This window comes from Pseudomonas sp. WC1 (genome assembly GCF_050586565.1).
GTDB lineage: Bacteria > Pseudomonadota > Gammaproteobacteria > Pseudomonadales > Pseudomonadaceae > Aquipseudomonas.
In genome coordinates this window covers 15,654-41,809 of sequence record NZ_JBOBDQ010000054.1, presented here as the reverse complement: position 1 = coordinate 41,809, position 26,156 = coordinate 15,654, and the positions used below count along the sequence as shown (strand labels likewise).

Below are 26,156 nucleotides of genomic sequence, written 5' to 3'. Positions count from 1 at the left end.
GGTGGCGCTGCAGCGGGTGCTGACCCAACTGCCCGCCGGTTTCCCGGCGCCGATCGTGCTGATCCAGCACATGCCGGCTGCCTTCACCAAGGCCTTCGCCGAGCGTTTGGACAAACTGTGCAAGATCAGCGTCAAGGAGGCCGAGGACGGTGACGTGCTGCGCCCGGGCCTGGCCCTGCTGGCCCCGGGTGGCAAGCAGATGATGGTCGATGGCCGTGGCACGGTGAAGATCCTGCCGGGCGACGAGCGCCTGAACTACAAGCCTTGCGTGGATATCACCTTCGGTTCCGCCGCCAAGTCCTACGGCGACAAGGTGCTCTCGGTGGTACTCACCGGCATGGGCGCCGATGGCCGCGAGGGCGCGCGCCTGCTCAAGCAGGGTGGCAGCACCGTGTGGGCGCAGGATGAAGCCAGCTGCGTGATCTATGGCATGCCCATGGCCATCGTCAAGGCCAACCTTGCCGACGCCGTCTACAGCCTGGACGAGATCGGCAAGCACCTGGTCGAGGCGTGCGTCTGATGGATGTGTTGAGCCTGATCGGCCTGATCCTCGCGTTTGTCGCCATTGTCGGCGGCAACTTCATGGAGGGTGGCCACGTCGGTGCGCTGATCAACGGCCCGGCGGCGCTGATCGTGCTGGGCGGTACCCTGGCGGCGGCATTGCTGCAGTCGCCGCTGTCGTCGTTCAAGCGTGCCCTGCAGATCATTCGCTGGATCTTCTTCCCGCCACGGGTCGACCTGGCCGGAGGCATCGATCGGGTGGTGAACTGGAGCCTGACGGCGCGCAAGGAAGGCTTGCTGGGCCTGGAGGGCGTGGCCGACGCCGAGCCCGACCCTTATGCGCGCAAAGGCCTGCAGTTGCTGGTCGACGGTGCCGAGCCGGAAGCCATTCGCAGCATCCTCGAAGTCGACTTTCTGACCCAGGAGTCCCGTGACATCCAGGCCGCCAAGGTGTTCGAGAGCATGGGCGGCTACGCGCCAACCATCGGCATCATCGGTGCGGTAATGGGCCTGATCCATGTGATGGGCAACCTGGCCGATCCTTCGCAGCTGGGCAACGGCATTGCCGTGGCCTTCGTCGCCACCATCTATGGCGTGGCCAGTGCCAACCTGATCCTGCTGCCGGTTGCCAACAAGCTCAAGGCCATCACCCTGCGCCAGTCGCGTTACCGGGAGATGCTGCTCGAAGGCCTGCTGTCGATCGCCGAAGGCGAGAACCCACGCTCGATCGAGCTGAAGCTGCAAGGCTTCATGGAGTAAGCCATGGCCCGCCGTCGCAAAGTCGAAGAGCACGAGAACCACGAACGCTGGCTGGTCTCGTATGCCGACTTCATCACCCTGCTGTTCGCCTTCTTCGTGGTCATGTACTCGATTTCGTCGATCAACGAAGGCAAGTACAAGCAGATTTCCCAGGCGCTGATCGGGGTGTTCAACGACCCCGAACGCAGCATGAAGCCGATCCCGATCGGCGATGAGCGCCCGCTGAGCGTCAAGCCGGCCGAGCCGCTGATCAAGGACAGCGAGCAGACCGATGCGGGCCTGGCCCAGACCAGCGCCGACCCGCTCAAGACGATTACCGACGATGTGCGCGATGCCTTTGGCGACCTGATCAAGTCCGACCAGATGACCGTGCGCGGTAACGAGTTGTGGGTGGAGATCGAACTCAATTCCTCGTTGCTGTTCGCCAGTGCCGACGCCATGCCCAGCGATGTCGCCTTCGAGATCATCGAGAAGGTGGCCAGGATCCTCAAGCCGTTCGCCAACCCAGTGCATGTGGAAGGGTTCACCGACAACCTGCCGATCCGCACCGCGCAGTACCCAACCAACTGGGAGCTTTCGTCGGCGCGGGCGGCAAGCATCGTGCGCCTGCTGGCCATGGAGGGGATCAACCCGGCCCGTATGGCCTCGGTGGGGTACGGCGAGTACCAGCCGGTGACCGGCAACGACACTGCCGAAGGCCGTGCGCGCAACCGCCGCGTGGTCTTGGTGATTTCGCGCAACCTCGAGGTGCGTCGCAGCCTGACCGGCAGCGGCAGCGCCAATGCCACCCCGGATGCGGCGATGCGCCGGGCTGGCACACAAAGTGCACCAGCCTCGCCAGCACCGAGGACCGGGGGCTGATTTCGTCAAATCCCCGTCACTGAACTTCACACCGTTCCCGGCAGGGCAGGCGGCCATACCGGGAGGAAGCAACGCACGATGAGAGTCTGGGCAGTAGCCAATCAAAAAGGTGGCGTCGGCAAGACCACCACCACCATCGCCCTGGCCGGCCTGCTGGCCGAGGCGGGCAAGCGCGTGGTCGTGGTCGACCTTGACCCGCACGGCTCGATGACCAGCTATTTTGGGCACAACCCGGATGCGCTGGAGCACAGCTGCTACGACCTGTTCCTGCACAAAGGCACGGTGCCCGACGGGCTGCCGGGTCAGCTGCTGCTACCCACCAGTGACGAGCGTATCTCGCTGCTGCCGTCGAGCACCGCGTTGGCAGTGCTCGAGCGTCAGTCGCCGGGCCAGAGTGGCCTGGGCCTGGTGATCGCCAAGAGTCTGGCGCAGCTGTGGCAGGATTTCGACTTCGCCCTGATCGACAGCCCCCCCTTGCTGGGCGTGCTGATGGTCAACGCCCTGGCCGCCAGCCAGCAGTTGGTGATCCCGGTGCAGACCGAGTTTCTCGCGGTCAAGGGCCTGGAGCGCATGGTTGGCACGCTGGGCATGATCAACCGTTCGCGCAAGCAGGCGTTGCCGTACCAGATCGTGCCGACCCTGTTCGACCGCCGCACCCAAGCTTCGCTGGGTACCTTGAAAGTGCTGCGCGACACCTATGGCGATCAAGTCTGGCAGGGCTACATCCCGGTGGACACGCGCCTGCGCGATGCCAGCCGCAATGGTGTCACGCCCTCGCAGTTCGATGGCAAAAGCCGTGGCGTGGTGGCCTACCGGGCGCTGCTCAAGCACCTGCTGACTTATCGCTCCGCGCTGCAGGTGGCCTGATGAACCAGGCACCGCACATCACCAGCAAGCCGCAGATGGCCTTGCAGTCCTACCTTGATGGATTGCTGCAGGAAGCCACCGAGCCGTTCGAGTTGCCGCCCGCGCAGGATGCGCCTGTCGCGCAGCCCGTGGAGCAGGCTCCCGGCGATGAGTTCGAAGCGGCGGTCCGCGAGGAACAGGCGCGCGATGCCCAGCGCCAGGTCACGCCAGCGGTGCCTGCGCCCCGCCCATTCGCCGAGCCGCAGGCCAAGGTCCTGCCGACCGTGCTGCCGCCCGCCACGCCTGTCATGGAACCGGTGGTGGCGGTCGTAGAGCGCGAGGTGGTGGCCGAGGCCAGCATTCCGCTGTTGACCGAGCCCCCGGCCATCGAGCCGGCGGCGCCACTGGTGGAACTGCACGTGCCGGCGGCGCCTGCCGCGCCGACACCACCGGCCACGGTCGACGGGCGCCCGGAGTGGGCCGCCGAGCCATTCGAATGCCTGCTGTTCGATGTCGCCGGGCTGACCCTGGCGGTACCGCTGGTGTGCCTGGGGTCGATCTATACCCTGGCCGGCCAGGAGCTGACGCCTCTGTTCGGCCAGCCGGACTGGTTCCTCGGCATCCTTACCTGCCAGGCGGGCAACCTCAAGGTACTGGATACCGCCCGCTGGGTCATGCCCGACCGCTACCGGGACGATTTTCGCCAGGGCTTGCAATACGTCATTTCGGTCCAGGGCTACGAATGGGGGCTGGCGGTACACCAGGTCAGCCGCTCGCTGCGCCTGGATCCGAGCGAGATCAAGTGGCGCAGCCAGCGCGGCCAGCGCCCCTGGTTGGCCGGCACGGTAATCGAACACATGTGCGCGCTGCTCGATGTTGCCGAGCTGGCCGAGCTGATCGCCAGTGGCGCGGTCAAGCAGATGAACACCAAACACAACTGAATCAACGCCGCTACTGCCGCGGCAACACAGAGCACACCGCCAATGGCGGATTTTGAGGGCTAGGGGAATGAAAAAGTCGTCTGCACAAGGTTCCGAAGATCCGATCCTGCAGTGGGTAACCTTCCGTCTGGACAACGAGTCCTACGGCATCAATGTCATGCAAGTGCAGGAAGTCCTGCGCTACACCGAGATCGCCCCGGTACCGGGTGCCCCCAGCTATGTGCTGGGCATCATCAACCTGCGCGGCAACGTGGTGACGGTGATCGACACCCGCCAGCGCTTCGGCCTGATGTCGAGCGAAGTCACCGACAACACCCGTATCGTCATCATCGAGGCGGACAAGCAGGTGGTCGGCATCCTCGTCGACAGCGTCGCTGAAGTGGTGTACCTGCGCCAGTCGGAGATCGAGACCGCGCCGAACGTCGGCAACGAAGAATCGGCCAAGTTCATCCAGGGCGTGTGCAACAAGAATGGCGAGCTGCTGATCCTGGTCGAGCTGGACAAGATGATGACCGAGGAAGAGTGGTCCGAGCTGGAGAACATCTGAGTTGATCTTCGAGGTTGCTGTCATCTTCCTGGCGCTGCTGTGGGCACTGAGCCTGTGGTTCTTCCTCAACTACAGCAAGCGCCAGCGCGAGCTGGCCGCCCAGCAGGCGCAGGGCGATGCGCTACGTGACCAGCGCATCAAGGACCTCGCCAAACGCCTGGACGACTACCAGAACGGCACCGTGCGCATGGGCGAGGCGATCCATGAACTGCGTGCGGTGGTGGCGCCGCTGCCCGAGAAGCTCCAGCAACTCGAGCAGCGCGACCCCAACAGCGTCACTTTCGCCCAGGCCGCCAAGCTGGTGGGGATGGGCGCCAGCGTCGAGGAGCTGACCCAGACCTGCGGGTTGACCCAGGCCGAGGCGCAGTTGATGAGCAAGCTGCACCGCGGCGAGTGATGAACGGGGCGATGAAAGTCGCCCTGTTTTTTTGGGCTTTCAAATCACGACGACTGGCAATCATTGTTGCGCACCCTGCTCGCGATACAGGGCCATTCAATAACTGTTTGCGGTAGTCCCCCGCACTGTACGACTGATTATTTGCTCCAGGAATGATTGCCGCCGACCTGGGCGAAACGGTTCAGCGGCAGCAGCGTGCGTATGGCCTCCTTGCCACGTTGCAGGTCGATGAACTGGTAGGCGTTGATCCGCGGCATGGCGTACAGATTGATGATCTGGCGCAAGATGCGCAGCGCCGGCAAGTGGCGGTCGACCACATCGCTGAGCAAGGCTGGGCCGGTCATGCGGCTGAGGCGGTTGGCATAGCGATAGAAGTTGGCCGGGTCATCGGCCAGGCTGGGCTTGCTGTCGTAGAAGTCCGGGTTGGTCTGGAAGCGGGCATGCATTTCTTCGGAAATCGCCTCGAGGGTGGGGTTGCCAGGGTGACTGCCGATCAGGCTGGTGTTGTAAAGGCAGTTCATGCCCATCTTTTCGTTGGACATCGGAGGCGCCAGTAGCAAGCCATCGGGTGTAGTGCTCAATTCAACCTGGTCGATGGCTTCGTTGGGGCTCTCCGCCGGTTGCCCATTGATTAGCTGCGGACGGTCCCCTTGGCTCAGCAGGGTATCGTCCACATCCATGTACAAGCCCCCTTCGTGGTGCAGCATAGGGTAGCGCAACACGTCGGATGCCGAGGCGTAGTTGCTGGCGATACCGCCATTGCCATCCAGCGCTGCATCATATTGGGCGAAGTACTTGCTCTGGCGAAATACTCTGAAGAAGGCTTGCTCTTCCAGCGGCAGAACCTGCAGCCCTGGTGCTTGCGCAGCGAGCAGCCACTGGTTTTCGGCATAGACGTCGGGGTTGGCGCGCGAAAGGAACAGGCGCAGAGAATAGTCACTGTCCTTGAGCCGTGCGGCATTCTTGCCCAGGTTGGTCAGCAGTTCAGGGTTGATGACTTTGTCGCCCACCCAGAGGCAATTGATCCTCTTCGGGATGGGGTGGCTGTCCGCGGCTTGCATCGGTACTTCCACCGGCAATGGAAGATCGATCCCCAGCGCGCGCAGGCTACGGGTGCGCATGGTGTTGGTGACTGAACGGGTGGAGGGTGCCGGCACCAGGTCCTTGCTGCCTGCCTGGGCAATGTAACCGACTGGATCGATCTCGTTGAGCTCATCCTCTTGAATGAAGACATCGCGCTCGATGTCGTAGACCACACGATTGTTGTAGCCATGGATACTCACATCGAGGTTGTCGGGTTCGCCGTTGTAGAGCGGCGTTCGTACAACGGAGTCGGTGATGGCCTGATCGCCGTCCGGCAGCGGCAGGATCGAGTCGGGTGTGTGGAAATAGCGGGCACCCTCAGGCGCTGGAAAGCGGGGTGGGGTGCTCGGGCTCAATGGGTAACCGATCTGTTCGTTCAGGCGCGTTGGCGGGACGAAGCCCTCGCTTTTGAATGCGAACAGCGCCTTGGCTCCACGGGCGCCAGCGATTGCCAATGGCACGGCATTGAACAGGCCCCAGGTGATGTTCCCGACACCGGCTTCCTTCTCTTGCAGTGTCCGGCCGTTGATCGCCTGGTCGAGCCCCAGGCCCAACTGTACGACGCCGCCCAGGGCCAGCAGCGGGGCAAGGCCCGGCACCACGAGACACAACGGTGCCAGCAGGTTGAGTGTGGTGGTCAGATAGCCGATCCAGCGGGCTTTGCTGACTTGGCTGTCGCGGGTGATGAGAAAGTCGGCATCGTCGTAACTGCGTTGGCGCTGACGCTCGGCCAGTGCCTGGAAAAGGTCGCCTTCAAGCCTTGGGTTGTATTTGCCGGGCCGATAGTCGACATAGGTCCGTGGCGGCCAGGTGCCGTCATCATTGAAGTAGCCGTGTTCGGGGGGCAATGGGTGACGGGCCGGGTAGTCGGCCAGGCCGTCGAGGGCAGTTTCCAGGCCGCTGAAGTCGACGCCTTGCGGGCGGTCGGCCAGTCGGAAGTACTGTTTAAAGGCGTGGCGCTTTGCCGGATCCTGGCACTGGCGGCCAACCCAGTCCTTCATAAGCGTCTTGCTCTTGAACTCCAGCAATGGCGAGCTGTTACCGGGCATGTAGAGTACGGTCAGGTCGCTGGCAGGGTCGTTCAGACACAACAGGTCGGTAGCGGCGTAGCCGTAGATGTTCAGCGTACTCCTGTGCAGCTGCCTGCTGCAGGGTAGCAACCCGGCGGCTTGCCAGATGAGCTTCCTGGCCGCCTCGCTGAGGCTGCCTTCGCCGACCTGCTTGTTACAGGCCGCTATGAAATTGAGCTTGCAGGCAAGCCTGTGGTCTTGCAGATGTTCGTTCCAGTATCGGTCTAGCTGGGTCTTGAAGGGCGTATGGAAGTCCAGGTCTTCTATGAACCTTTGGAAAGCTTCTGCGGCTATCGGCAGGTGAGTCGAGGTGTCATAGCGTTGTGGCGTGGTACGGCGGAACAAACCGTTGAACACCTCGAAGGCGGCACCGTTGTGATTGAAGGCGGGGGCTGGCAGTGTTTCCACCAGGCGTAGTGGACGATCGGGCATGGTGCCGGCCCACGGGTTGCCAAACAGGCTGCCGAACAGGTTGTTGTTGGATTCACCTTGCCAGTTGCTCAGTACCGCCTGGGGCAAACTCATGCGTTGGGTAACCGCGGCAAGGTAGCGATTCGGTCCATCGGGGCGGTAGTGCAGGGTGACGACGTCGATCTGCTCAGCGGCCAGGTCATGGCCCTGTTGTGCCAGCCATTGCTGAATTGCCCGGCTGGCTTCGAGGTCCGGGCGCGGCACATGGCTCAGGTGGTCGACAACGTACTGAACGCCGGCGGCGTTGATGCGGCTTGTGGGCATTTTGTTCACCTTGCTCATTTATGGGAATGGCAAGGCTGAATGGCTTATGCACGCAGGGGGCGGTAGCTAATTATCAGTGCCGCCCGGTGGCAGTAGCGCGGCTACCGGAGTCACGTCCCGTGGTGCGCTGGGCTCATCGCTGAAGCCAGGGGGTACCTTGCCACGCAGCTGCCAGGCAAAGGCGATGATCTCGGCGATGGTCAGGTACAGCGCCTCGGGGATCTGTTCGCCCAGCTCCAGGCGCGTCAGCAGCCGTACCAGCTCGGCGTTCTCGTAGATCGGCACTTCATGCTCGCGGGCCAGGGCGAGGATGGCTTCGGCCAATTCGTCGTCGCCCTTGGCGCTCAGGGTCGGGGCCTGCTGGCCGTCGTAGCTCAGGGCGATGGCCTGGCGCGGTTGCTTGTGCTTCATGCGGTCTCATCCACCCAGCGTTGTTCGAGGCGTGTGCGTGGCCCCTGAGGCGGAATACCCGGGTGGCATTCCAGGTCGCCCACATCCAGACCGCGGGCCAGCAGGCGCTCACGCAGGGCGCCAAGCTGGCTGTCGATCAGGCGCGCGGTGCGTTCCTGTTGCGCCCAGAGCTGGCCCGACAGCCGGCCCTGGAGCAGTTGCGCCTGTACCTGCAATGGGCCCAGTGGCGCGAGGTCGAAGGCCAGCTCGACACGCCACAGGGCTTCCAGCGGTTCAGACTGTTCTCGTTCCCGCTCGGCTTGCTGTTCCGGGGTTTCCTCGCGCTGTAGCTTGACCTGCAGGGGCACGAATTCCTGGCCATGGCGTACCGGTACTTCGGTTTGCCAGGTGGTCTGCTGATTGCCGTTCTCGAGCGTGCCGCTCTGTTGCAGGCTGGACAGCGAGTGGCTTTGCAATCGGGAGATGGCGGCGGCGGCCAGGCGCAGCAATTGTTGCAGATCGCCTTCGCTTTCCAGCTTCTGCAGCAGGCGTGAGGGCAGGGGGAATGCACTGGGCAGTGGTCGCGGGCTGACCTGGCCAAGCATGCCCAGGGCGCTGCGGGCCAGGCCTGGCAGGGCCTGGGCAATGGTCGCGGTGGCCAGCGGCGGGTGTCCGGAGGTACCGGGCAGTGCCTGGGCCACCAGCTTGACCAGTTGAGCCTTGAGATCGGGCGCGATACTGCTCGCCTGCCCGCCGAGAAGCTTGGACTCGAAGAACGTTCCGCTGTTGTTGAGCGCCTGCGCCAGGCCTTTGGCGTCTCCCATCTGTCGGGCATCCGGCAGGTTGGTGAGCAGGCGCTCGGCGCTGGCGCGCAACTCGGGGGGCGCATCGGGACTGCTGGCGATTCGTTGCAGGCTGGCGAGCACGCCCGGCAGCGAAGCCTGGAGACCCTGCTGGGTCGACAGGTGCTGGGTAACGGCCAACTGGTCCTGTCGGCCACTCAGGGGCACGAAACGCAGCGCCTGCTCCCCCTGCACCAGCGCGCTCAGCAGGCTGCCCACGGGGAGCTGTCGAGGGCTGTCAATGGCCAGGGTGGCACCTGCCTGACTGCTGTTGAGCAGGCTCACCAGTGAACGGAAGGTCGCGGGCAGGCCAGGGCCCTGCGACAAGGCCTGGCTGGTCAGAACCTTGGCCTGGAGCAAGGTGCCGACCGGCATCTGCCGGGTGTCGAGCTGGGTCAGGGTGGCGATGTTGCTGGCAGTGGCCTGTTGCACCATTACCGCCAGGCGGTTGGCCTCGGGCTGGCTGACCAGGATCTGGCTGCCGGGCGGCATGGGCTGGCTGGCAGTGGTCAGTACTTGTGTCTGGTTGCCGTTGGCCTGGGCAAGCCGCAGCAGCATCTGGAATTCCTGGCCGACCTGGCGCAGGGTGATGACCTCGGCCTTGGCGGTTTCTCCAGGCGGCAGCAGGCCGGGTTGGGCCTGCAGCAGGCGCAGCATCTCGCCGGTCATCGCAACCCGTGTCGCTTGGGCGCTTACCGCGGTTTGTGTGCTGAGACTATTGATTTCAGTCATGATTGTATACAACCTGTCGAACCAGCCCTCTTGGCAGTGCGGTGACGCGTGCAATAATGCCGCTCGCTCGCCATTGCCAGTATAACGGCAAGGGTTGATGCGACTTGAGACACAGACTGCATAAGGCGATACCGTGACCCTTCACCTCCAAGCCGCGGGCCTGGCCTGCGAGCGCGACTGGCGGCTGCTGTTCGAGCACCTGCACTTCGAACTGCACCCTGGCGACATGCTGCAGGTAGCCGGCCCCAATGGCAGCGGCAAGACCAGCCTGTTGCGCCTGCTGGCCGGGCTCATGCAACCCACCGCCGGGCAGATCCTGCTGGGGGGCCAGCCGTTGGCCGAACAACGCCATGCCCTGGCCAGCATCCTGCTGTGGATCGGCCATGCCGCCGGGATCAAGGACCTGCTCAGCGCCGAAGAGAACCTTGCCTGGCTCTGCGCGTTGCACCGCCCGGCCAGCCGCGAGGCGATCTGGAAGGCGCTGGAGGCCGTCGGCCTGCGCGGTTTCGAGGACGTGCCCTGTCATACCTTGTCTGCCGGCCAGCAGCGCCGTGTGGCCCTGGCCCGGCTGTACCTGGACAGCCCGCCGCTGTGGATCCTCGACGAACCGTTCACTGCCCTCGACAAGCAGGGCGTGGCGCAACTGGAAGCGCACCTTGCAGCACACTGCGAGCAGGGTGGTACCGTGGTGCTGACCACCCACCACACGCTCGAACGCAAGCCATCCGGTTATCGCGAGCTGAACCTGGGGCAATGGGCGGTATGAGCGTATTCCTTCTGCTGTTGCGCCGTGAGGCGCGGCTATTGTTCCGCCGCCCGGCGGAGCTGGCCAACCCGCTGGTGTTCTTCGCCATCGTTGTCGCCCTGTTCCCGCTGGCGGTAGGGCCCGAGACACAATTGTTGCAAACCTTGTCGCCGGGGCTGGTCTGGGTCGCGGCCTTGCTGGCGGTATTGTTGTCGCTGGACGGGTTGTTTCGCAGTGATTTCGAGGACGGCTCGCTCGAGCAGTGGGTGCTTTCGCCGCATCCACTGGCCATGCTGGTGCTGGCCAAGGTGCTGGCGCACTGGATCTTTTCCGGGTTGGCGCTGGTATTGTTGGCACCATTGCTGGCGCTGATGCTGGGCCTGCCGCCCAGTTGCCTGCCGGTGCTGCTCGCCTCCTTGCTGCTGGGCACCCCGGTGCTGAGCCTTCTGGGCGCGGTGGGCGCGGCGCTGACGGTCGGTCTCAAGCGCGGTGGCCTGCTGCTGGCGTTGCTGATTCTGCCGTTGTATATCCCTGTATTGATCCTGGGCAGTGGTGCGTTGCAGGCGGCATTGCAGAATATGCCCGCCACCGGCCATCTGCTCTGGCTCGCCAGCCTGACGGCCCTGGCGGTGACACTGGCACCCTTTGCGATCGCGGCCGGTCTGAAAATCAGCGTCGGCGAATAACGAGTGCCGGGCATTGCAGCCCGGCCAATACCCTGGATGTACCCTGATGAAAATAAGCTGGACGTGGTTCCACAAGCTGGGTTCCCCCAAATGGTTCTATGCCATCAGCGGCCGCATGCTGCCATGGCTGACCGTTTGCGCCATCGTGCTAATGCTGGTCGGCATCACCTGGGGCCTGGCCTTCGCCCCGCAGGACTACCAGCAGGGCAACAGTTTCCGCATCATCTATATCCACGTGCCGACGGCCATGCTTGCCCAGTCGTGCTACGTGATGCTTGCGGTGGCGGGCGTGGTGGGGCTGGTGTGGAAGATGAAACTGGCCGACGTCGCGCTGCAGTGCGCGGCGCCCATCGGCGCCTGGATGACCGCAGTGGCGCTGGTCACCGGGGCGATCTGGGGCAAGCCCACCTGGGGCAGTTGGTGGGTCTGGGACGCGCGCCTGACGTCCATGCTTATCCTGCTGTTCCTGTACTTCGGCATCATCGCCCTGGGCCAGGCCATCAGCAACCGCGACAGCGCGGCCAAGGCCTGTGCGGTACTGGCGATCGTCGGTGTGATCAACATCCCGATCATCAAGTACTCGGTGGAGTGGTGGAATACCCTGCACCAGGGCGCCACCTTCACCCTCACCGAAAAGCCGGCAATGCCGGTGGAAATGTGGGCGCCGCTGCTGATCACCGCGTTGGGCTTCTATTGCTTCTTCGGCGCCGTGCTGTTGCTGCGCATGCGTCTGGAAGTGCTCAAGCGCGAAGCGCGGGCCAGTTGGGTCAAGGATGAAGTGCTGAGCCAGCTTGGACGGGAGGCGGCACGATGAGCTTTGCCTCCTTCAGTGATTTCCTTGCCATGGGCCACCATGGCCTGTACGTATGGTCGGCCTACGGGATCTGTCTGGCGGTGCTGGCGCTGAATGTCGCCGCGCCTCTGCTGGCCCGTCGCCGCTACCTGCAAGAAGAGGCGCGTCGTCTGCGCCGGGAGAACAAATCGTGAATCCGCAGCGCAAGAAACGCCTGTTCATCATCCTCGGCCTGCTGGCCGGTGTCGGCGTCGCCGTGGGCTTTGCCCTGAGTGCGCTGCAGCAGAACATCAACCTGTTCTACACCCCGACGCAGATCGCCAACGGCGAGGCGCCCCTGGACACCCGCATCCGCGCTGGTGGCATGGTCGAGAAAGGCTCGGTGCAGCGCTCGGCCGACTCGCTCGACGTGCGCTTCGTGGTCACCGACTACAGCAAGTCGGTACCGATCACCTACCGCGGCATCCTCCCTGACCTGTTCCGCGAAGGGCAGGGCATCGTCGCCCTCGGCAAGCTCAATGCCGACGGCGTGGTGGTAGCCGATGAGGTACTGGCCAAGCACGACGAGAAATACATGCCGCCGGAAGTCACCAAGGCCCTGAAGGAAAGCGGCCAGGCTGCCAGCGATGCGGGGGCCAAGCCATGAACGCGGCCCTGGTGATCCCCGAACTGGGCCAGCTGGCGATGATCCTGGCCATCTGCTTCGCCGCCGTGCAGGCCAGCGTGCCGCTGCTTGGCGCCTGGCGCGGCGACAGCCTGTGGATGGGCCTGGCACGGCCGGCGGCCTGGGGGCAGTTCGCCTTCCTGGCTTTCGCCTTCGCCTGCCTTACCCACGCCTTCATGACCGACAACTTCTCGGTCGCCTATGTGGCCAGCAACTCCAACAGCGCCTTGCCCTGGTACTACAAGTTCAGTGCCGTGTGGGGCGCGCACGAAGGCTCGCTGCTGCTATGGGCGCTGATCCTCGGCGGCTGGACCTTCGCCGTGTCGATCTTCTCGCGCCAGCTGCCCCAGATGATGCTGGCCCGGGTGCTGGCGGTCATGGGCATGATCAGCGTGGGCTTCCTGAGTTTCCTGATCATCACTTCCAATCCGTTCCAGCGCCTGCTGCCGCAGGTACCGGGCGACGGTCGCGACCTCAACCCGCTGCTGCAGGACTTCGGCCTGATCGTCCACCCACCGATGCTGTACATGGGTTATGTGGGCTTTTCGGTGGCCTTCGCCTTCGCCATCGCCGCCTTGCTCGGCGGGCGCCTGGACGCGGCCTGGGCGCGCTGGTCGCGGCCCTGGACTATCGTCGCCTGGGCTTTCCTGGGCGTCGGCATCACCCTCGGCTCGTGGTGGGCCTACTACGAACTGGGCTGGGGCGGCTGGTGGTTCTGGGACCCGGTCGAAAACGCCTCGTTCATGCCTTGGCTGGTGGGCACGGCGCTGATCCACTCGCTGGCGGTCACCGAGAAGCGCGGGGTGTTCAAGAGCTGGACCGTGCTGCTGGCCATCGCCGCGTTCTCCCTGAGTCTGCTGGGCACATTCCTGGTGCGCTCCGGTGTACTGACCTCGGTGCACGCGTTCGCCGCCGACCCTTCGCGCGGCATCTTCATCCTGTTCTTCCTGTTGTTCGTGGTCGGCGGCTCGCTGACCCTGTTCGCCCTGCGCGCCCCGGTAGTCAAGAGTCAGGTGGGTTTTGCGCTGTGGTCCCGTGAAACCTTGCTGCTGGCCAACAACCTGGTGCTGGTGGTGGCGGCGTCGATGATCCTGCTCGGCACGCTGTACCCGCTGGTGCTCGATGCCCTGACCGGGGCCAAGCTGTCGGTCGGCCCGCCGTACTTCGACGCCTTGTTCCTGCCGCTGATGGCGCTGCTGATGGTGGTGCTGGGTATTGGTGTGGTGGTGCGCTGGAAGGATACCCCCGGCAAGTGGCTGGCCGGCATGTTGACCCCGGTGCTGGTTGGCAGCGTGGTGCTGGCGCCGGTCGCCGGGCTGATCGTCGATGATTTCGACTGGCCGGCCCTCAGCGTGTTCGCCCTGGCCGCCTGGGTAGTCCTGAGCGGCGTGCGCGACATTCTCGACAAGACCCGTCACAAGGGACTGGTCAAAGGCCTTGGTGCGCTCAACCGCAGCTACTGGGGCATGCACCTGGCGCACCTGGGGCTGGTGGTCTGTGCCCTGGGCGTGGTGTTGTCGAGCAATAACAGCGCCGAGCGCGACCTGCGCATGGCGCCGGGCGAGACCGTCGAGCTGGGCGGTTACCACTTCCTGTTCGAGGGCGCCAAACACTTTGAAGGCCCGAACTTCATTTCTGACAAGGGCACTATCCGCGTCTCGCGCAATGGCCGCGAAGTGTCCGTGCTGCACCCGGAAAAACGCCTGTACACCGTGCAGCAGTCGATGATGACCGAGGCCGGCATCGACGCCGGTTTCACCCGCGACCTGTATGTCGCCTTGGGCGAACCGCTGGAAAACGGCGCCTGGGCAGTGCGGGTGCATATCAAACCCTATGTCCGCTGGATCTGGCTGGGCGGTCTTCTGACCGGCCTGGGCGGCTTGCTGGCGGCCCTCGACCGGCGCTACCGCGTCAAGGTCAAGACCCGGGTGCGTGAGGCCCTGGGCGTGTCTGGAGCAACTGCATGAAGCGTTGGATCATGGTCGTGCCACTGGCGGTGTTCCTGCTGGTGGCGGTCTTTCTCTACAAGGGGTTGTTCCTCAAGCCCGACGAACTGCCTTCGGCAATGATCGGCAAGCCATTCCCGGCATTCTCCCTGGCGTCGGTGCAGGATGACCGCACCCTGACCCAGGCCGACCTGCTCGGGCGTCCGGCGCTGGTCAACGTGTGGGGTACCTGGTGCCCGTCCTGCAAGGTCGAGCACCCCTACCTGAACCAGCTGGCCGAGCAGGGCGTGGTAATCCACGGGGTCAACTACAAGGACGACAACGCCGCCGCGCTGAAGTGGCTGGCCGAGTTCCACAACCCTTACCAGCTGAACATCGCCGACCAGCAAGGCACACTGGGCCTGGACCTGGGCGTGTATGGCGCGCCGGAAACCTTCCTGATCGACGCCAAGGGCATCATCCGCTACAAGCATGTCGGTGTGGTCGATGCCACGGTATGGCGCGAGCAGTTGGCGCCGCAGTACCAAGGCCTGGTCGACGAGGGCAGGCCATGAGGCGCTGGCTTGCGGCGGCCGTGCTCGGCCTGAGCCTGGCCGGGGTGGCCAAGGCCGCCATCGACACCTATCAGTTCCGCGACGAAGCCGAGCGCGAGCGCTACCAGCAACTGACCAAGGAACTGCGCTGCCCCAAGTGCCAAAACCAGGACATCGCCGACTCCAACGCACCGATCGCCGCCGACCTGCGCCGCGAGATCTTCCGCATGCTGGGCGAAGGCAAGAACAACCAGCAGATCGTCGATTTCATGGTCGATCGCTACGGCGACTTCGTGCGCTACAAGCCGGCGCTCAGCGGGCGCACCTGGTTGCTGTGGTTCGGCCCGGGTATCCTCCTGGCCAGTGGTTTCGTGGTGTTGGCGGTGATCGTCCGCCGTCGCCGCGGGCAGGCTGTGGCCGGCAACACCGAACTGTCCGCCGACGAACGCGAACGTCTGGCCAAACTGCTGGATAAAGAACGTACCCATGACTGAATTCTGGCTTAGCGCGGGCCTGCTGCTGCTCGCCGCCCTGGCTTTCCTGCTGTTGCCGATCCTGCGTGGCCACCGCCGCCAGCAGGCCGAACAAGACCGTACCGCACTCAATGTGGCGCTCTACGAGGAGCGGGTCGCCGAGCTGGCTGCCCAGCAGGCGGCCGGGGTGCTCGATGATCGACAGCTGGCCACGGGACGTGACGAAGCCGCCCGCGAGCTGCTGGCCGACACCGAACGCGACGAGGCCGTGCGCCAGGGCCGCCTGGGCAAGGCCATCCCGCTGCTGGCGGCGGTGCTGGTGCCGGCGATGGCCCTGGGGCTCTACCTGCACTTCGGCGCAGCCGACAAGGTCGAGCTGACCCAGGAGTTCGCCAGTGCGCCGCAGTCGATGACTGAAATGACCACGCGCCTGGAGCGCGCAGTGCAGGCCCAGCCGGACTCGGCCGAGGGCCTGTACTTCCTTGGTCGAGCGTACATGGCCGAGCAGCGGCCGGCTGATGCGGCCAAGGCCTTCGAGCGTGCCGTGGCCCTTGCCGGGCGCCAACCCGAACTGCTCGGGCAATGGGCCCAGGCGCTGTACTTTGCCGCCGACAAACAGTGGTCGGCGCAACTGCAGGCGCTCACCGATGAAGCGCTGCAAGCCGACCCGCGGGAAGTTACCAGCCTTGGCCTGCGTGGCATCGCTGCATTCGAGGGCGAACGCTTCCAGGAAGCCATCGACTACTGGCAGCGCCTGTTGGCGCAATTGCCGGAGGGCGATGCCTCTCGTGCTGCGCTGCAGGGTGGCATAGATCGTGCCGCCGACAGGCTCAAGGCCGGCGGCGGCAAGGTCGCCGAGGCTGCGCGCCTGAAAGTACGGGTCGAGCTGGGCGCGGCGCTCAAGGACAAGGTGCGCCCGGATGACACCGTGTTCATCTTCGCCCGCGCCAGCAATGGCCCGCCCATGCCGCTGGCGGCCAAGCGGGTGACGGTGGCGCAGTTGCCGATCGAAGTGGAGCTGTCGGATGCCGACGCGATGATGCCGCAGATGAAACTGTCGGACTTCACCGAAGTCCAACTGGTTGCCCGAGTCTCGCGCGCAGGCGTGCCGACCCGCGGCGAGTGGAAGGGCCAGAGTGCGCCACTGGCCACCACCACCCAGGCCACCCAGCACCTGACCATCGACAGCCCCGATCCATAAGAGAGCAACCGTCATGAACAGCACCGTCCGCCTGACCCTGATCACCCTGGCCCTGGGTCTTTCCGCGTGTACGGTGCACCAGCCGGGGGAGCGTGAACCGCTGCCGCCTATCGAGACCACGCCGCCACCGCACCAGGGGCCGGTGGTCAAGCCACTGCCAGGTGGCCAGCCGGGTACCCAGCCGAGCAAGCCGGCGGCGATTCCCAAGCCCATGCCACGCACTTCTGCCAGCTTCGCGCCGCCGCCCGGTGGCGCCAGCCATTGGGACCCGAAGCTGGGGGTCTATGTGCTGGAGAAACAACCCAACACCTTCTACCGTCAGCGCACCTATTATCGCTGGAACAATGGCTGGAGCTGGTCGCTCAGCCCTAGCGGGCCTTGGCAGGAAACCGACAGCAGTGGCGTGCCGGGTGGCCTGGGCAGGGCGTTCGCGCAATAATTGCCGGTGGCCTGATCGCGGGGCAAGCTCGCTCCCACGGGAGGCCATCGTTTCGGGCTGGCGTGGGAGCGGGCTTGCCCCGCGACAGGGCCGGCGGCGCCAACAGCTGGCATAATCCCCCTTCGCATACAACCGGAGGGTGGCATGAGCAAGACAGTCCTGGTGCTGGTGGAAACCGTCGATGACTACCTGCCGCTATTGGAACAGGCCGGCTACCGGCTGATTCGCGCATCGTCACCGCAGATGCGCGCCGACGCCATCGCCCGCCATGCCGGCGAGATCGACGCCGTGCTCACCCGCGGTCCGCTGGGCCTCACGGCCGACGAAATTGCCACGTTGACCCAACTCAAGATCATCTGCGTGATCGGTGCCGGCTACGAGCAGGTCGACCTCGAGGCCGCCGCAGCGCGCGGTATTACCGTTACCAATGGCGCTGGGGCAAACGCCGGTCCCGTCGCCGACCACGCCATGGCGCTGCTGCTGGCGCTGTTGCGCGATATCCCGCGTGCCGATGCCAGTACCCGGCGCGGCGAATGGAACCGGGTGATCAGCCCCTCGGTCAGCGGCAAGCGCCTGGGCATCATCGGCCTGGGCGCGGTCGGCCAGGCCATCGCCCGCCGTGCGAGCCAGGGCTTCGACATGAATGTCAGCTACCACAGCCGCGCACCCCGCCAGGACCAACCGTATACCTGGTACGACAGCCCGTTGCACCTGGCCGATGCCGTGGACATCCTGGTGGTCGCCACGCCCGGCGGCGCTGCTACTCGGCATCTGGTCGATGCCCCGGTGCTGGCGGCCCTGGGCGCCGAGGGCTACCTGGTCAATATCGCCCGGGCCAGCGTCGTGGATACCACGGCGTTGGTCACGGCCCTTGAACAGGGCGTGATCGCGGGGGCCGCGCTGGATGTGTTCGACGACGAGCCGGCAGTGCCCGCTGCGCTGAAGGCGCTGGGCAACACGGTGCTGACCCCGCATGTGGCCGGGCAGTCGCCGGAAGCTGCGCGCGACACCGTGACCCTGGTGCTGCGCAACCTGCAGGCGTTCTTTGCCGGCGAGCCGGTGCTGACCCCGGTTCGCGGTTGAATCCTTTTCGAGTCCGCCCGGCACTGCGCCGGGCTTGAGGAGCCTTTGCATGCAACTAGAGATCTTCCAGGTCGATGCCTTTTCGTCCACGCCTTTCGGCGGCAACCCTGCGGCGGTGATTCCCCTGCAGCAGTGGTTGGCCGACGACGTTCTGCAGCGCATCGCCGAAGAGAACAACCTGTCCGAAACGGCTTACTTCGTGCGAAATGGCGAAGCGTTCGACCTGCGCTGGTTCACCCCGGCGGTGGAAGTCGATCTGTGCGGTCATGCGACATTGGCCGCGGCCTGGGTGCTGTTCGAGCAACTGGGGGAGCAGGCCGAGGTGCTGCGCTTCAATACCCGCAGCGGGGAGTTGCGGGTGAGCCGCAATGCCGATGGTCTGCTGGCGATGGATTTCCCGGCCAAGCAGCCGGTTGCCGTCGAGATTGCGCCGGGGTTGCTCGAGGCGTTGGGGTTGAGCGAGGCCCGGGCGTTGTATCGGACGGACGATTATGTGTTGGTGATTGACGATGCTTCGCTGATCGAAGGGCTCAAGCCGGATTTCGTGGCGTTGTCGTCATTCGATGTGCGGGGGATTGCAGTGACGGCGGCGGGGCGTGGGTTCGATTTCGTCACGCGGTGGTTCGGGCCGAGGGTGGGCGTCAATGAAGATCCGGTAACCGGGTCGGCCCACACTTCCCTGGCGCCTTATTGGGCTGAGCGGCTGGGCAAAAACAGCTTGCGCTGTGAGCAGGGTGGGGTGCGCAAGGGGCAGTTGCAGTGTGATGTGCCGGGCAATGGGCGAGTGATCATCAGTGGGCGGGGGGCGCTGTATCTGCGGGGTGTGATTTTTATTTGAGTGCCGCTGGCGGGCGGCCAATCGGCCTCCCGCTTTTTCCGTGAATTGGCCGTTTGCCCATGGTGACGCCGGGCTTAACCTGCAGGCAGATCCCTACAGGAGAAGCCCCATGCGATCTGTCCATTTCCCCGCGGCCCTGCTGACGCTCGGCCTGCTCGCCCCACTATCGCTGGCCTGGGCCCATGGCGAAAAGCCTGATCAGGTCAGAATCCTCCAGGAGCAGCTCCCCACCAATGCCCCCGGCAACAAAGCCGTGATGCTCACGGTGAGCTATGCCCCTGGCGAGGCATCGCCCGGCCACTGGCATCCGGGTGCGGTCATGGCCTATGTGCTGGAAGGGGCGGTGACATCCAAGCTCAATGACGAACCGGAGAAGACCTACAAGGCCGGCGAATTCTGGTACGAGGCCCCGGGGACGGTGCACAGCGTCTCACGCAATGCCAGTAAAAGCGCGCCAGCCAAGCTGCTTGTGTGGAGCCTGGTGGAGGAGGGCAAGCCGGTGACCGAGCCGTTGCCAAAGCGCTGAATCGCAGGCAATAAAAAACCTCCAGTGCTTGCGCATCTGGAGGTTTTCAGTGTTTGGCTCCGCGACCTGGACTCGAACCAGGGACCCAATGATTAACAGTCATTTGCTCTACCGACTGAGCTATCGCGGAATCTGCGCGTATCTTACTGCGTGTCTTGGGGAAGTCAAGCTTCCCCTAGACAATCAAGCAGTTACAGCACTTCCACGATGGCCTTGGTGACCACGTGGATGTTGCTCTGGTTCAGCGCGGCGACCGCGATGCGGCCAGTGTCCAGCGCGTAGATGCCGAACTCGTTCTTCAGGCGTGCCACTTGTTCAACGGTCAGGCCCGAGTAGGAGAACATGCCGCACTGGCGGCCGACAAAGCTGAAGTCACGCTTGGCGCCGTACTCGGCCAGCAGCTCGACCATCTGCTTGCGCATGCCGTGGATACGCTCGCGCATCTCGGCCAGCTCGGTTTCCCACATCTGGCGCAACTCGGGGCTGTTGAGCACCGCGGCGACGATGCTGGCGCCGTGGGTGGGCGGGTTGGAGTAGGTGGTGCGGATAACCCGCTTGACCTGCGACAGCACGCGGGTGCTCTCGTCCTTCGAGGCGGTGACGATCGACAGTGCACCAACACGCTCGCCGTACAGCGAGAACGACTTGGAGAACGAGCTGGAGACGAAGAACTCCAGGCCCGATTCGGCGAACAGGCGCACGGCGAAGGCATCTTCGTCGATGCCGGCACCGAAGCCTTGGTAGGCCATGTCGAGGAACGGGATGTGGCCTTTGGCCTTGACCACTTCCAGCACGTTCTTCCAGTCGTCCAGCGACAGGTCGACGCCGGTCGGGTTGTGGCAGCAGGCGTGCAGCACGATGACCGAGCCCGATGGCAGGCTGTTCAGGTCTTCGAGCATGCCGGCGCGGTTGACGTCCTGGCTGGCGGCATCGTAGTAGCGGTAGGTCTGTACCGGGAAACCGGCGCTCTCGAACAGGGCGCGGTGGTTTTCCCAGCTCGGGTCGCTGATGGCGACCACGGCACCCGGCTGCAGGCGCTTGAGGAAATCGGCGCCGATCTTCAGCGCGCCGGTACCGCCGACAGCCTGCACGGTGACCACGCGGCCTGCGGCCAGCAACGGCGATTCGGCGCCGAAGATCAGCTTCTGCACGGCCTGGTCGTACTGGGCGATGCCGTCGATCGGCAGATAGCCGCGGGAGGCGTGCTGGGCGGCACGGGCGGTCTCGGCTGCGATCACCGCGCGCAGCAGCGGGATGCGGCCTTCCTCATTGCAGTAGACGCCCACGCCCAGGTTCACCTTGTCGGTGCGTGGATCGGCGTTGAATGCTTCGTTGAGGCCCAGGATAGGGTCGCGGGGTGCCAGCTCGACAGCGGAAAACAGGCTCATTGTTACCTTGGCTCTGATAGGAGAGTGATAGGGTCGCCACGCTCCAGCCGAAGGCACTGAAGCGGTGCACAAACGGGGAGTCAGTATAGTGATACCCACCGGTCACTGCGACAGTCTGGCGCAGCTTTTCCGGCTGTTTGCGCAAATATTTTTCGACCATTGGTCGAATTGCCCGGTCCATTGCCTTGAAGGGGCGAGGGTCGCACTTGAATCTGGCGCCCCGGGGGCGCATTTGGGTATAGACTACTGGCTAAATTTACAGTTGCCGCGACATCCACGAGGTCCGTCATGTCCGAGTTCCAGCTCGTCACCCGCTTCCAGCCGGCCGGCGATCAGCCCGAGGCCATCCGCCAGATGGTCGAGGGCATCGACGCCGGCCTTTCGCACCAGACCCTGCTCGGGGTGACCGGCTCGGGCAAGACCTTCAGTATCGCCAACGTCATCCAGCAGGTGCAGCGCCCAACCATGGTGCTGGCGCCGAACAAGACCCTGGCCGCCCAGCTCTACGGCGAGTTCAAGGCATTCTTCCCGAACAACGCCGTCGAATACTTCGTCTCCTATTACGACTACTACCAGCCGGAAGCCTATGTGCCGTCGTCGGACACCTTCATCGAGAAGGACGCCTCGATCAACGACCATATCGAACAGATGCGCCTGTCGGCGACCAAGGCGCTGCTGGAGCGGCGCGACGCGATCATCGTCACCACCGTATCGTGCATCTACGGCCTGGGCAGCCCCGAGACGTACCTGAAGATGGTCCTGCACGTCGACCGTGGCGACAAGCTCGACCAGCGCGCTCTGCTGCGGCGCCTGGCCGATCTGCAATACACCCGCAACGAGATGGATTTCGCCCGCGCCACCTTCCGCGTGCGCGGCGACGTGATCGACATCTTCCCGGCCGAATCGGACCTGGAGGCCATCCGTATCGAGTTGTTCGATGACGAAGTGGAGAACATCGCCGCCTTCGACCCGCTCACCGGCGAGGTCATCCGCAAGCTGCCGCGGTTCACCTTCTACCCCAAGAGCCACTACGTGACCCCACGGGAAACCCTGGTCGAGGCGGTGGACGGCATCAAGGAAGAACTCAAGCAGCGCCTTGAGTACTTGAACTCGAGCAACAAGCTGGTCGAGGCGCAGCGCCTGGAGCAGCGCACCCGCTTCGATCTGGAGATGATCCTCGAGCTGGGCTACTGCAACGGCATCGAGAACTACTCGCGCTACCTCTCCGGCCGCCCGGCCGGCGCGCCGCCGCCCACGCTCTACGACTACCTGCCGGATGACGCGCTGCTGGTGATCGACGAATCCCACGTCAGCGTTCCGCAGGTCGGCGCCATGTACAAGGGCGACCGTTCGCGCAAGGAAACCCTGGTGGAGTACGGCTTCCGCCTGCCGTCGGCACTGGACAACCGGCCCATGCGTTTCGATGAGTGGGAGGCGGTCAGCCCGCAGACCATCTTCGTCTCCGCTACTCCCGGCCCCTACGAGGCCGAGCACGCCGGGCGGGTGGTGGAGCAGGTGGTGCGGCCGACCGGCCTGGTCGACCCGCAGGTCGAGGTGCGCCCGGCGCTGACCCAGGTCGACGACCTGTTGTCGGAGATCGGCAAGCGCGTCGCCCTGGGCGAGCGGGTGCTGGCCACCACGCTGACCAAGCGCATGGCCGAGGACCTCACCGACTACCTGGCCGACCACGATGTGCGGGTGCGCTACCTGCACTCGGACATCGACACCGTCGAACGGGTCGAGATCATCCGCGACCTGCGCCTGGGGACTTTCGACGTGCTGGTGGGGATCAACCTGCTGCGCGAGGGCCTGGACATGCCCGAGGTGTCGCTGGTGGCGATCCTCGACGCCGACAAGGAAGGTTTCCTGCGCTCGGAGCGCTCGCTGATCCAGACCATCGGCCGCGCTGCGCGTAACCTCAACGGCAGGGCGATTCTCTACGCCGACAACATCACCGGCTCCATGCAGCGCGCCATCGACGAGACCGAGCGACGCCGCGAGAAGCAGGTCGCCTTCAACCAGGCCAACGGCATCGTGCCCAAGGGCGTGGTCAAGGACATCACCGACATCCTTGAAGGCGCCACCGTGCCCGGAGCCCGCAGCAAGAAGCGCAAGGGCATGGCCAAGGCGGCGGAAGAGGCCGGGCGCTACGAGGTCGAGCTGCAGACCCCGGCACAGATCACCAAGCGCATCAAGCAACTGGAAGAGAAGATGTTCCAGTTTGCCCGCGACCTGGAGTTCGAGGCGGCGGCGCAATTGCGCGACGAGATCGGACAGTTGCGCGAACGCTTGCTGGCCAGTTGATGGATCAGGGTGTTATCTCTGTGGGAGACAGGGGCCGCTTCGCAGCCCATTCGCCGGCAAGCCGGCTCCCACAGGGTTTGCGCAAGTTTGGGTAAATACCTTGAAATCGACGCGGTCGGTGTGGGAGCCGGCTTGCCGGCGATGGGGCGGGTAGCGCCCCCTCAATGTGCTTCCCCGGCCTTCAACCCCTGTGGCAGCTTGCGCGTCAACAGCACTGCCAGCATGCTCACCACCAGGCCAACGCCGACAAAGTGGAAGGCATCGTTGTAGGCCATGATCAAGGCCTGCTGGTGGGTGATCTCGGACAGTTTGCCCAGTGCCGCATTGTCGCTGCCCAGGCGTTCGGCCAGTTGCGCCAGGCGTTCGGCGACCTGCGGATTGTTCGGCACCACCGCCTCGCGCAAATAGTCGAAGTACACCTTGGTCCGCGCATCCAGTAGCGTCGCCAGCAGGGCGATGCCGATGGCGCCTCCCAGGTTGCGCAGGATATTGAACAGGCTCGAAGCCGACCCTGCGTCCTGCGGCTGGATGTAGGCGGTGGCGATCAGCGAGATGGTCACCATGATCATCGGCTGGCCGAGGGCGCGGATCACCTGGATCTGGTTGAACTGCGGGCCGGCAAAATCCGGGTTGAGCACGCCGGAGCCGAAACTGGCCGCGCCGAACAGGCAGAAGCCCAGGGCGCACAGCACCTTCGGCGGGATCACCTTCATCAGTTGCGGTACCAGCGGGATCAGGAACAGCTGCGGTACGCCCATCCACATGATCACCTTGCCGATCTGCAGGGCGTTATAGCCCTGGACCTGCGCCAGGTAGAGCGGCAGCAGGTAGATCGAGCCATATAGGCCGACACCCATGCCCAGGCTGGCGATGCTCGACAGGCCGAAGTTGCGGTTGCCGAGGATGCGCAGGTTGATCAACGGGTGCGGCCGGGAGAACTGCAGGATCACGAACAGGATCAGGGCGAGCAGGGCGACGGTGCCCAGGCTGACGATCAGGCCCGACTCCAGCCAGTCCTTGCGATGGCCTTCCTCGAGAAACACCTGCAGGCAACCCAGGCCCAGGCCGAGGGTGACGATGCCGGCGTAGTCGGTGCTCTTGAGCAGTTCCCAGTGGGCTTCCTTCTTCTCCAGCCCGTAGAGCAGCCCGGCGATCATCAGCAGCCCCGGCGGGATGTTGATGTAGAAGATGTATTCCCAGCCCCAGTTCTCGGTCAGCCAGCCGCCCAGGGCTGGGCCGATGGACGGGGCGAAGGTGGCGGTCATGGCGAACATGGCCATGCCCTTGGCGCGGTGGTGCTCGGGCAGTTTGATGAGCGTCAGGGTGAAGGCCAGCGGGATCAGCGCGCCGCCGGTGAAGCCCTGCAGGGCGCGGAACACGATCATGCTCTCTAGGTTCCAGGCCATCGAGCACAGCAGTGACGACAGCAGAAAGCCCAGCGACACCCACACCGCCAGGCGTCGGGCCGAGAGCAGCTGCACCAACCAGGCGGTCAGCGGGATCATGATGATCTCGGCCACCAAGTAGGAGGTGGAGATCCACGAGCCTTCCTCCAGGGTCGCCGACAGCGCGCCCTGGATGTCCTTGAGCGAGGAGTTGGTGATCTGGATGTCCAGCACCGCCATGAAGGCGCCGAGCATCACGCTCATCACCGCGATCCAGTCGCGCCGGGTCGGCTCGGCGGTGGGGCGCAGCAGCGCGTCACCGGCCATGCTGGTCGTCGTCTTCGCCACGCAGGTCGACGGTGACGGTAACCGACATGCCTGGACGGATGCGACCGTGCAGGGGGTTGTCCGCGGCGAAGGTCAGCTTGACCGGAAGGCGCTGTACGACCTTGGTGAAGTTGCCGGTGGCGTTGTCCGGCGGCAGCAGGCTGAACTGCGCGCCGGAGGCGGCGAACAGGCTGTCGACACGGCCTTCGACCGGTGTATCGGGGTAGCTGTCGAACACCAGCTCGGCGCGTTGCCCGGGGTGCATCCTGCCGATCTGGGTTTCCTTGAAGTTGGCCTGTACCCAGATGTCTTCGTCGGGGACGATAGACAGCAGGTAGGCGCCGGCCTGCACCACCTGGCCGTTGCGTGCGTTGCGCTGGCCGATGGTGCCGCTGATCGGCGCGTGGATCGCGCAGCGGGTCAGGTTCAGCTCGGCCTGGGCCAGGTCGGCGTGGGCATTGGCGATCTGTGCGTCGAGGCGCTTGAGTTCGGCGGCCAGGGCGTCGACCTGTTGGCGCTGGCCCTTGAGGTCGGCCTGGGCCTTGTCCACCTGGGAGCGGGCGACATGGCTTTCGGCCGACAGGGTTGTCACTCGCTCTTCGGAGACGAACCCAGGTTTGCGCAGGGCCTGGGCGCGGTTGAGGTCCAGTTGCGAGCGGTCGAGGGTGGCCTGGTTGGCGGCAACCTGGGCCTGGCCCGCCGCGATCAGGCTGCCTTGCTGGGTCAGGCGGCTGCGCGCCTGGGCGAGTTCGGCCTCACGGCTGGCCAGGGCGGCGCGGGCACGCTCGACGGCCAGCTCGAAGTCGGCGGCCTCCAGGCGCACCAGCACGTCGCCTTTGCTCACGTGCTGGTTGTCCTCGACGGGCACCTCGTCGATACGCGCCCCCAGCTGGCTGGAGATACGCGTGATCTCGCCCTGCACATAGGCGTTGTCGGTGCTCTCGTAGAAGCGTCCCTTGAAGTACCAGTGGGCCAGGAAGGCGAGGCCGACCAGCAGCACCAGGGTGATGAAGACCAGCAAGCGACGTTTGAGTGGGCTAGGCATGGGGGCATTCATTGCAAAAGTGTAAGCAAATTTAACAGCGGCCGATGGCAAGGTCACAAGTGACGATAGCGCCATT

The 26,156-nt window shown here is 64.7% G+C and carries 27 protein-coding genes and 1 tRNA gene; 21 read left to right on the top strand and 7 right to left on the bottom strand.

Annotation, left to right across the window (positions count from 1 at the left end; genetic code table 11):
* The 7 genes from ACQ4OD_RS21065 to ACQ4OD_RS21035 all read left to right on the top strand — a co-directional run.
* The coding region (locus tag ACQ4OD_RS21065; protein ID WP_430944864.1) for a chemotaxis protein CheB at positions 1 to 520 on the top strand (520 nt) is incomplete at its 5' end.
* Positions 520 to 1,260, top strand: coding sequence for a flagellar motor protein (locus ACQ4OD_RS21060; RefSeq protein ID WP_023631606.1), 741 nt, complete (start codon positions 520 to 522; stop codon positions 1,258 to 1,260). The genes ACQ4OD_RS21065 and ACQ4OD_RS21060, both read left to right, overlap by 1 nt.
* 3 nt (positions 1,261 to 1,263) lie before the next feature.
* Positions 1,264 to 2,121 carry a flagellar motor protein MotD gene (gene motD, locus ACQ4OD_RS21055; RefSeq protein ID WP_139673281.1) on the top strand — a complete coding sequence of 286 codons (858 nt, stop codon included), beginning with the start codon at positions 1,264 to 1,266 and terminating at the stop codon, positions 2,119 to 2,121.
* Between the two features lie 78 nt (positions 2,122 to 2,199).
* Positions 2,200 to 2,988 carry a ParA family protein gene (locus ACQ4OD_RS21050; RefSeq protein WP_023631839.1) on the top strand — a complete coding sequence of 263 codons (789 nt, stop codon included), beginning with the start codon at positions 2,200 to 2,202 and terminating at the stop codon, positions 2,986 to 2,988.
* Positions 2,988 to 3,908, top strand: a complete 921-nt coding sequence (locus ACQ4OD_RS21045) for a CheW domain-containing protein (RefSeq protein ID WP_198755357.1) — start codon at positions 2,988 to 2,990, stop codon at positions 3,906 to 3,908. The genes ACQ4OD_RS21050 and ACQ4OD_RS21045 overlap by 1 nt, the downstream gene beginning before the upstream one ends.
* 67 nt (positions 3,909 to 3,975) lie before the next feature.
* Positions 3,976 to 4,455, top strand: coding sequence for a chemotaxis protein CheW (locus ACQ4OD_RS21040; protein WP_023630607.1), 480 nt, complete (start codon positions 3,976 to 3,978; stop codon positions 4,453 to 4,455).
* A 1-nt stretch (position 4,456) separates the two neighbouring features.
* The gene (locus ACQ4OD_RS21035) at positions 4,457 to 4,852 is read left to right on the top strand and encodes a DUF2802 domain-containing protein (protein ID WP_023630608.1); all 396 of its coding nucleotides are present in this window, start codon (positions 4,457 to 4,459) and stop codon (positions 4,850 to 4,852) included.
* Positions 4,853 to 4,989: 137 nt separating this feature from the next.
* Here the strand turns inward: ACQ4OD_RS21035 and ACQ4OD_RS21030 are convergent, their stop codons facing one another.
* The 3 genes from ACQ4OD_RS21030 to ACQ4OD_RS21020 all read right to left on the bottom strand — a co-directional run bounded on the left by ACQ4OD_RS21030 (position 4,990) and on the right by ACQ4OD_RS21020 (position 9,704).
* The gene (locus ACQ4OD_RS21030; RefSeq protein WP_430944863.1) at positions 4,990 to 7,740 is read right to left on the bottom strand and encodes a dermonecrotic toxin domain-containing protein; all 2,751 of its coding nucleotides are present in this window, start codon (positions 7,738 to 7,740) and stop codon (positions 4,990 to 4,992) included.
* Positions 7,741 to 7,806: 66 nt separating this feature from the next.
* Positions 7,807 to 8,151, bottom strand: a complete 345-nt coding sequence (locus ACQ4OD_RS21025; protein WP_102685093.1) for an EscU/YscU/HrcU family type III secretion system export apparatus switch protein — start codon at positions 8,149 to 8,151, stop codon at positions 7,807 to 7,809.
* The gene (locus tag ACQ4OD_RS21020) at positions 8,148 to 9,704 is read right to left on the bottom strand and encodes a flagellar hook-length control protein FliK (RefSeq protein ID WP_430944862.1); all 1,557 of its coding nucleotides are present in this window, start codon (positions 9,702 to 9,704) and stop codon (positions 8,148 to 8,150) included. The genes ACQ4OD_RS21025 and ACQ4OD_RS21020 overlap by 4 nt, the downstream gene beginning before the upstream one ends.
* Positions 9,705 to 9,837: 133 nt before the next feature.
* On the opposite strand from ACQ4OD_RS21020, the gene ccmA reads away from it, so the two are divergent.
* The 13 genes from ccmA to ACQ4OD_RS20955 all read left to right on the top strand — a co-directional run bounded on the left by ccmA (position 9,838) and on the right by ACQ4OD_RS20955 (position 19,631).
* Entirely contained in the window at positions 9,838 to 10,470 is a 633-nt protein-coding gene (gene ccmA / locus ACQ4OD_RS21015; protein WP_198755360.1) for a cytochrome c biogenesis heme-transporting ATPase CcmA, read from the top strand.
* Positions 10,467 to 11,135, top strand: a complete 669-nt coding sequence (ccmB, locus tag ACQ4OD_RS21010) for a heme exporter protein CcmB (RefSeq protein ID WP_031315999.1) — start codon at positions 10,467 to 10,469, stop codon at positions 11,133 to 11,135. Before ccmA ends, ccmB begins: the two co-directional genes overlap by 4 nt.
* A gap of 46 nt (positions 11,136 to 11,181) precedes the next feature.
* Positions 11,182 to 11,949: a heme ABC transporter permease gene (locus tag ACQ4OD_RS21005; protein ID WP_102685090.1), complete on the top strand. Its 768-nt coding sequence runs from the start codon at positions 11,182 to 11,184 to the stop codon at positions 11,947 to 11,949.
* Positions 11,946 to 12,122 (top strand): heme exporter protein CcmD, encoded by a 177-nt coding sequence (gene ccmD / locus ACQ4OD_RS21000; protein WP_198755361.1) that lies wholly within the window; start codon positions 11,946 to 11,948, stop codon positions 12,120 to 12,122. The genes ACQ4OD_RS21005 and ccmD overlap by 4 nt, the downstream gene beginning before the upstream one ends.
* A complete protein-coding gene (gene ccmE, locus ACQ4OD_RS20995) occupies positions 12,119 to 12,574 on the top strand; it encodes a cytochrome c maturation protein CcmE (RefSeq protein WP_023632021.1) in 456 nt (151 codons plus the stop codon). The genes ccmD and ccmE overlap by 4 nt, the downstream gene beginning before the upstream one ends.
* 11 nt (positions 12,575 to 12,585) lie before the next feature.
* The gene (locus tag ACQ4OD_RS20990; RefSeq protein WP_430944865.1) at positions 12,586 to 14,559 is read left to right on the top strand and encodes a heme lyase CcmF/NrfE family subunit; all 1,974 of its coding nucleotides are present in this window, start codon (positions 12,586 to 12,588) and stop codon (positions 14,557 to 14,559) included.
* The gene (locus tag ACQ4OD_RS20985; RefSeq protein ID WP_198755362.1) at positions 14,556 to 15,092 is read left to right on the top strand and encodes a DsbE family thiol:disulfide interchange protein; all 537 of its coding nucleotides are present in this window, start codon (positions 14,556 to 14,558) and stop codon (positions 15,090 to 15,092) included. Before ACQ4OD_RS20990 ends, ACQ4OD_RS20985 begins: the two co-directional genes overlap by 4 nt.
* Positions 15,089 to 15,565, top strand: coding sequence for a cytochrome c-type biogenesis protein (locus ACQ4OD_RS20980; protein ID WP_139673259.1), 477 nt, complete (start codon positions 15,089 to 15,091; stop codon positions 15,563 to 15,565). The genes ACQ4OD_RS20985 and ACQ4OD_RS20980 overlap by 4 nt, the downstream gene beginning before the upstream one ends.
* Positions 15,558 to 16,745 carry a c-type cytochrome biogenesis protein CcmI gene (gene ccmI, locus ACQ4OD_RS20975; RefSeq protein ID WP_139673256.1) on the top strand — a complete coding sequence of 396 codons (1,188 nt, stop codon included), beginning with the start codon at positions 15,558 to 15,560 and terminating at the stop codon, positions 16,743 to 16,745. The genes ACQ4OD_RS20980 and ccmI overlap by 8 nt, the downstream gene beginning before the upstream one ends.
* A 13-nt stretch (positions 16,746 to 16,758) precedes the next feature.
* Positions 16,759 to 17,184 (top strand): hypothetical protein, encoded by a 426-nt coding sequence (locus tag ACQ4OD_RS20970; protein WP_038706546.1) that lies wholly within the window; start codon positions 16,759 to 16,761, stop codon positions 17,182 to 17,184.
* Positions 17,185 to 17,328: 144 nt separating this feature from the next.
* A complete protein-coding gene (locus ACQ4OD_RS20965; protein WP_430944861.1) occupies positions 17,329 to 18,267 on the top strand; it encodes a 2-hydroxyacid dehydrogenase in 939 nt (312 codons plus the stop codon).
* Positions 18,268 to 18,316: 49 nt separating this feature from the next.
* Positions 18,317 to 19,105: a PhzF family phenazine biosynthesis protein gene (locus ACQ4OD_RS20960; RefSeq protein WP_198755364.1), complete on the top strand. Its 789-nt coding sequence runs from the start codon at positions 18,317 to 18,319 to the stop codon at positions 19,103 to 19,105.
* A 109-nt stretch (positions 19,106 to 19,214) separates the two neighbouring features.
* Positions 19,215 to 19,631, top strand: coding sequence for a cupin domain-containing protein (locus ACQ4OD_RS20955; RefSeq protein ID WP_110704134.1), 417 nt, complete (start codon positions 19,215 to 19,217; stop codon positions 19,629 to 19,631).
* A gap of 54 nt (positions 19,632 to 19,685) precedes the next feature.
* On the opposite strand, the gene ACQ4OD_RS20950 is transcribed toward ACQ4OD_RS20955, so the two are convergent.
* A tRNA-Asn gene (locus ACQ4OD_RS20950) sits at positions 19,686 to 19,761 on the bottom strand.
* Between the two features lie 61 nt (positions 19,762 to 19,822).
* The gene (locus ACQ4OD_RS20945; protein WP_094012465.1) at positions 19,823 to 21,019 is read right to left on the bottom strand and encodes an amino acid aminotransferase; all 1,197 of its coding nucleotides are present in this window, start codon (positions 21,017 to 21,019) and stop codon (positions 19,823 to 19,825) included.
* Positions 21,020 to 21,307: 288 nt separating this feature from the next.
* Here ACQ4OD_RS20945 and uvrB point away from each other — a divergent pair, with 288 nt between their 5' ends.
* The gene (gene uvrB / locus ACQ4OD_RS20940; RefSeq protein ID WP_110704136.1) at positions 21,308 to 23,323 is read left to right on the top strand and encodes an excinuclease ABC subunit UvrB; all 2,016 of its coding nucleotides are present in this window, start codon (positions 21,308 to 21,310) and stop codon (positions 23,321 to 23,323) included.
* A gap of 161 nt (positions 23,324 to 23,484) precedes the next feature.
* On the opposite strand, the gene ACQ4OD_RS20935 is transcribed toward uvrB, so the two are convergent.
* Together ACQ4OD_RS20935 and ACQ4OD_RS20930 are read right to left on the bottom strand one after the other, a co-directional pair.
* A complete protein-coding gene (locus ACQ4OD_RS20935; RefSeq protein ID WP_173862485.1) occupies positions 23,485 to 24,975 on the bottom strand; it encodes an MDR family MFS transporter in 1,491 nt (496 codons plus the stop codon).
* A 49-nt stretch (positions 24,976 to 25,024) separates the two neighbouring features.
* Positions 25,025 to 26,080 (bottom strand): HlyD family secretion protein, encoded by a 1,056-nt coding sequence (locus ACQ4OD_RS20930; RefSeq protein WP_198755366.1) that lies wholly within the window; start codon positions 26,078 to 26,080, stop codon positions 25,025 to 25,027.
* Between the last annotated feature and the right edge of the window lie 76 nt (positions 26,081 to 26,156).

Excerpts from the sequence above, each read along its gene's own strand:
- ACQ4OD_RS20970 (WP_038706546.1), top strand. The coding sequence starts at position 16,759 with ATGAACAGCACCGTCCGCCTGACCCTGATCACCCTGGCCCTGGGTCTT.
- ACQ4OD_RS21050 (WP_023631839.1), top strand. The coding sequence starts at position 2,200 with ATGAGAGTCTGGGCAGTAGCCAATCAAAAAGGTGGCGTCGGCAAGACC.
- ACQ4OD_RS20955 (WP_110704134.1), top strand. The coding sequence starts at position 19,215 with ATGCGATCTGTCCATTTCCCCGCGGCCCTGCTGACGCTCGGCCTGCTC.
- ACQ4OD_RS21025 (WP_102685093.1), bottom strand. The coding sequence starts at position 8,151 with ATGAAGCACAAGCAACCGCGCCAGGCCATCGCCCTGAGCTACGACGGC.
- ACQ4OD_RS21030 (WP_430944863.1), bottom strand. The coding sequence starts at position 7,740 with ATGCCCACAAGCCGCATCAACGCCGCCGGCGTTCAGTACGTTGTCGAC.
- ACQ4OD_RS20930 (WP_198755366.1), bottom strand. The coding sequence starts at position 26,080 with ATGCCTAGCCCACTCAAACGTCGCTTGCTGGTCTTCATCACCCTGGTG.
- ACQ4OD_RS21040 (WP_023630607.1), top strand. The coding sequence starts at position 3,976 with ATGAAAAAGTCGTCTGCACAAGGTTCCGAAGATCCGATCCTGCAGTGG.
- ACQ4OD_RS20960 (WP_198755364.1), top strand. The coding sequence starts at position 18,317 with ATGCAACTAGAGATCTTCCAGGTCGATGCCTTTTCGTCCACGCCTTTC.
- ACQ4OD_RS20985 (WP_198755362.1), top strand. The coding sequence starts at position 14,556 with ATGAAGCGTTGGATCATGGTCGTGCCACTGGCGGTGTTCCTGCTGGTG.
- ACQ4OD_RS20945 (WP_094012465.1), bottom strand. The coding sequence starts at position 21,019 with ATGAGCCTGTTTTCCGCTGTCGAGCTGGCACCCCGCGACCCTATCCTG.
- motD (WP_139673281.1), top strand. The coding sequence starts at position 1,264 with ATGGCCCGCCGTCGCAAAGTCGAAGAGCACGAGAACCACGAACGCTGG.
- ACQ4OD_RS21005 (WP_102685090.1), top strand. The coding sequence starts at position 11,182 with ATGAAAATAAGCTGGACGTGGTTCCACAAGCTGGGTTCCCCCAAATGG.
- ACQ4OD_RS20980 (WP_139673259.1), top strand. The coding sequence starts at position 15,089 with ATGAGGCGCTGGCTTGCGGCGGCCGTGCTCGGCCTGAGCCTGGCCGGG.
- ACQ4OD_RS21045 (WP_198755357.1), top strand. The coding sequence starts at position 2,988 with ATGAACCAGGCACCGCACATCACCAGCAAGCCGCAGATGGCCTTGCAG.
- uvrB (WP_110704136.1), top strand. The coding sequence starts at position 21,308 with ATGTCCGAGTTCCAGCTCGTCACCCGCTTCCAGCCGGCCGGCGATCAG.
- ACQ4OD_RS21060 (WP_023631606.1), top strand. The coding sequence starts at position 520 with ATGGATGTGTTGAGCCTGATCGGCCTGATCCTCGCGTTTGTCGCCATT.
- ccmD (WP_198755361.1), top strand. The coding sequence starts at position 11,946 with ATGAGCTTTGCCTCCTTCAGTGATTTCCTTGCCATGGGCCACCATGGC.
- ACQ4OD_RS21020 (WP_430944862.1), bottom strand. The coding sequence starts at position 9,704 with ATGACTGAAATCAATAGTCTCAGCACACAAACCGCGGTAAGCGCCCAA.
- ACQ4OD_RS20965 (WP_430944861.1), top strand. The coding sequence starts at position 17,329 with ATGAGCAAGACAGTCCTGGTGCTGGTGGAAACCGTCGATGACTACCTG.
- ccmB (WP_031315999.1), top strand. The coding sequence starts at position 10,467 with ATGAGCGTATTCCTTCTGCTGTTGCGCCGTGAGGCGCGGCTATTGTTC.
- ccmI (WP_139673256.1), top strand. The coding sequence starts at position 15,558 with ATGACTGAATTCTGGCTTAGCGCGGGCCTGCTGCTGCTCGCCGCCCTG.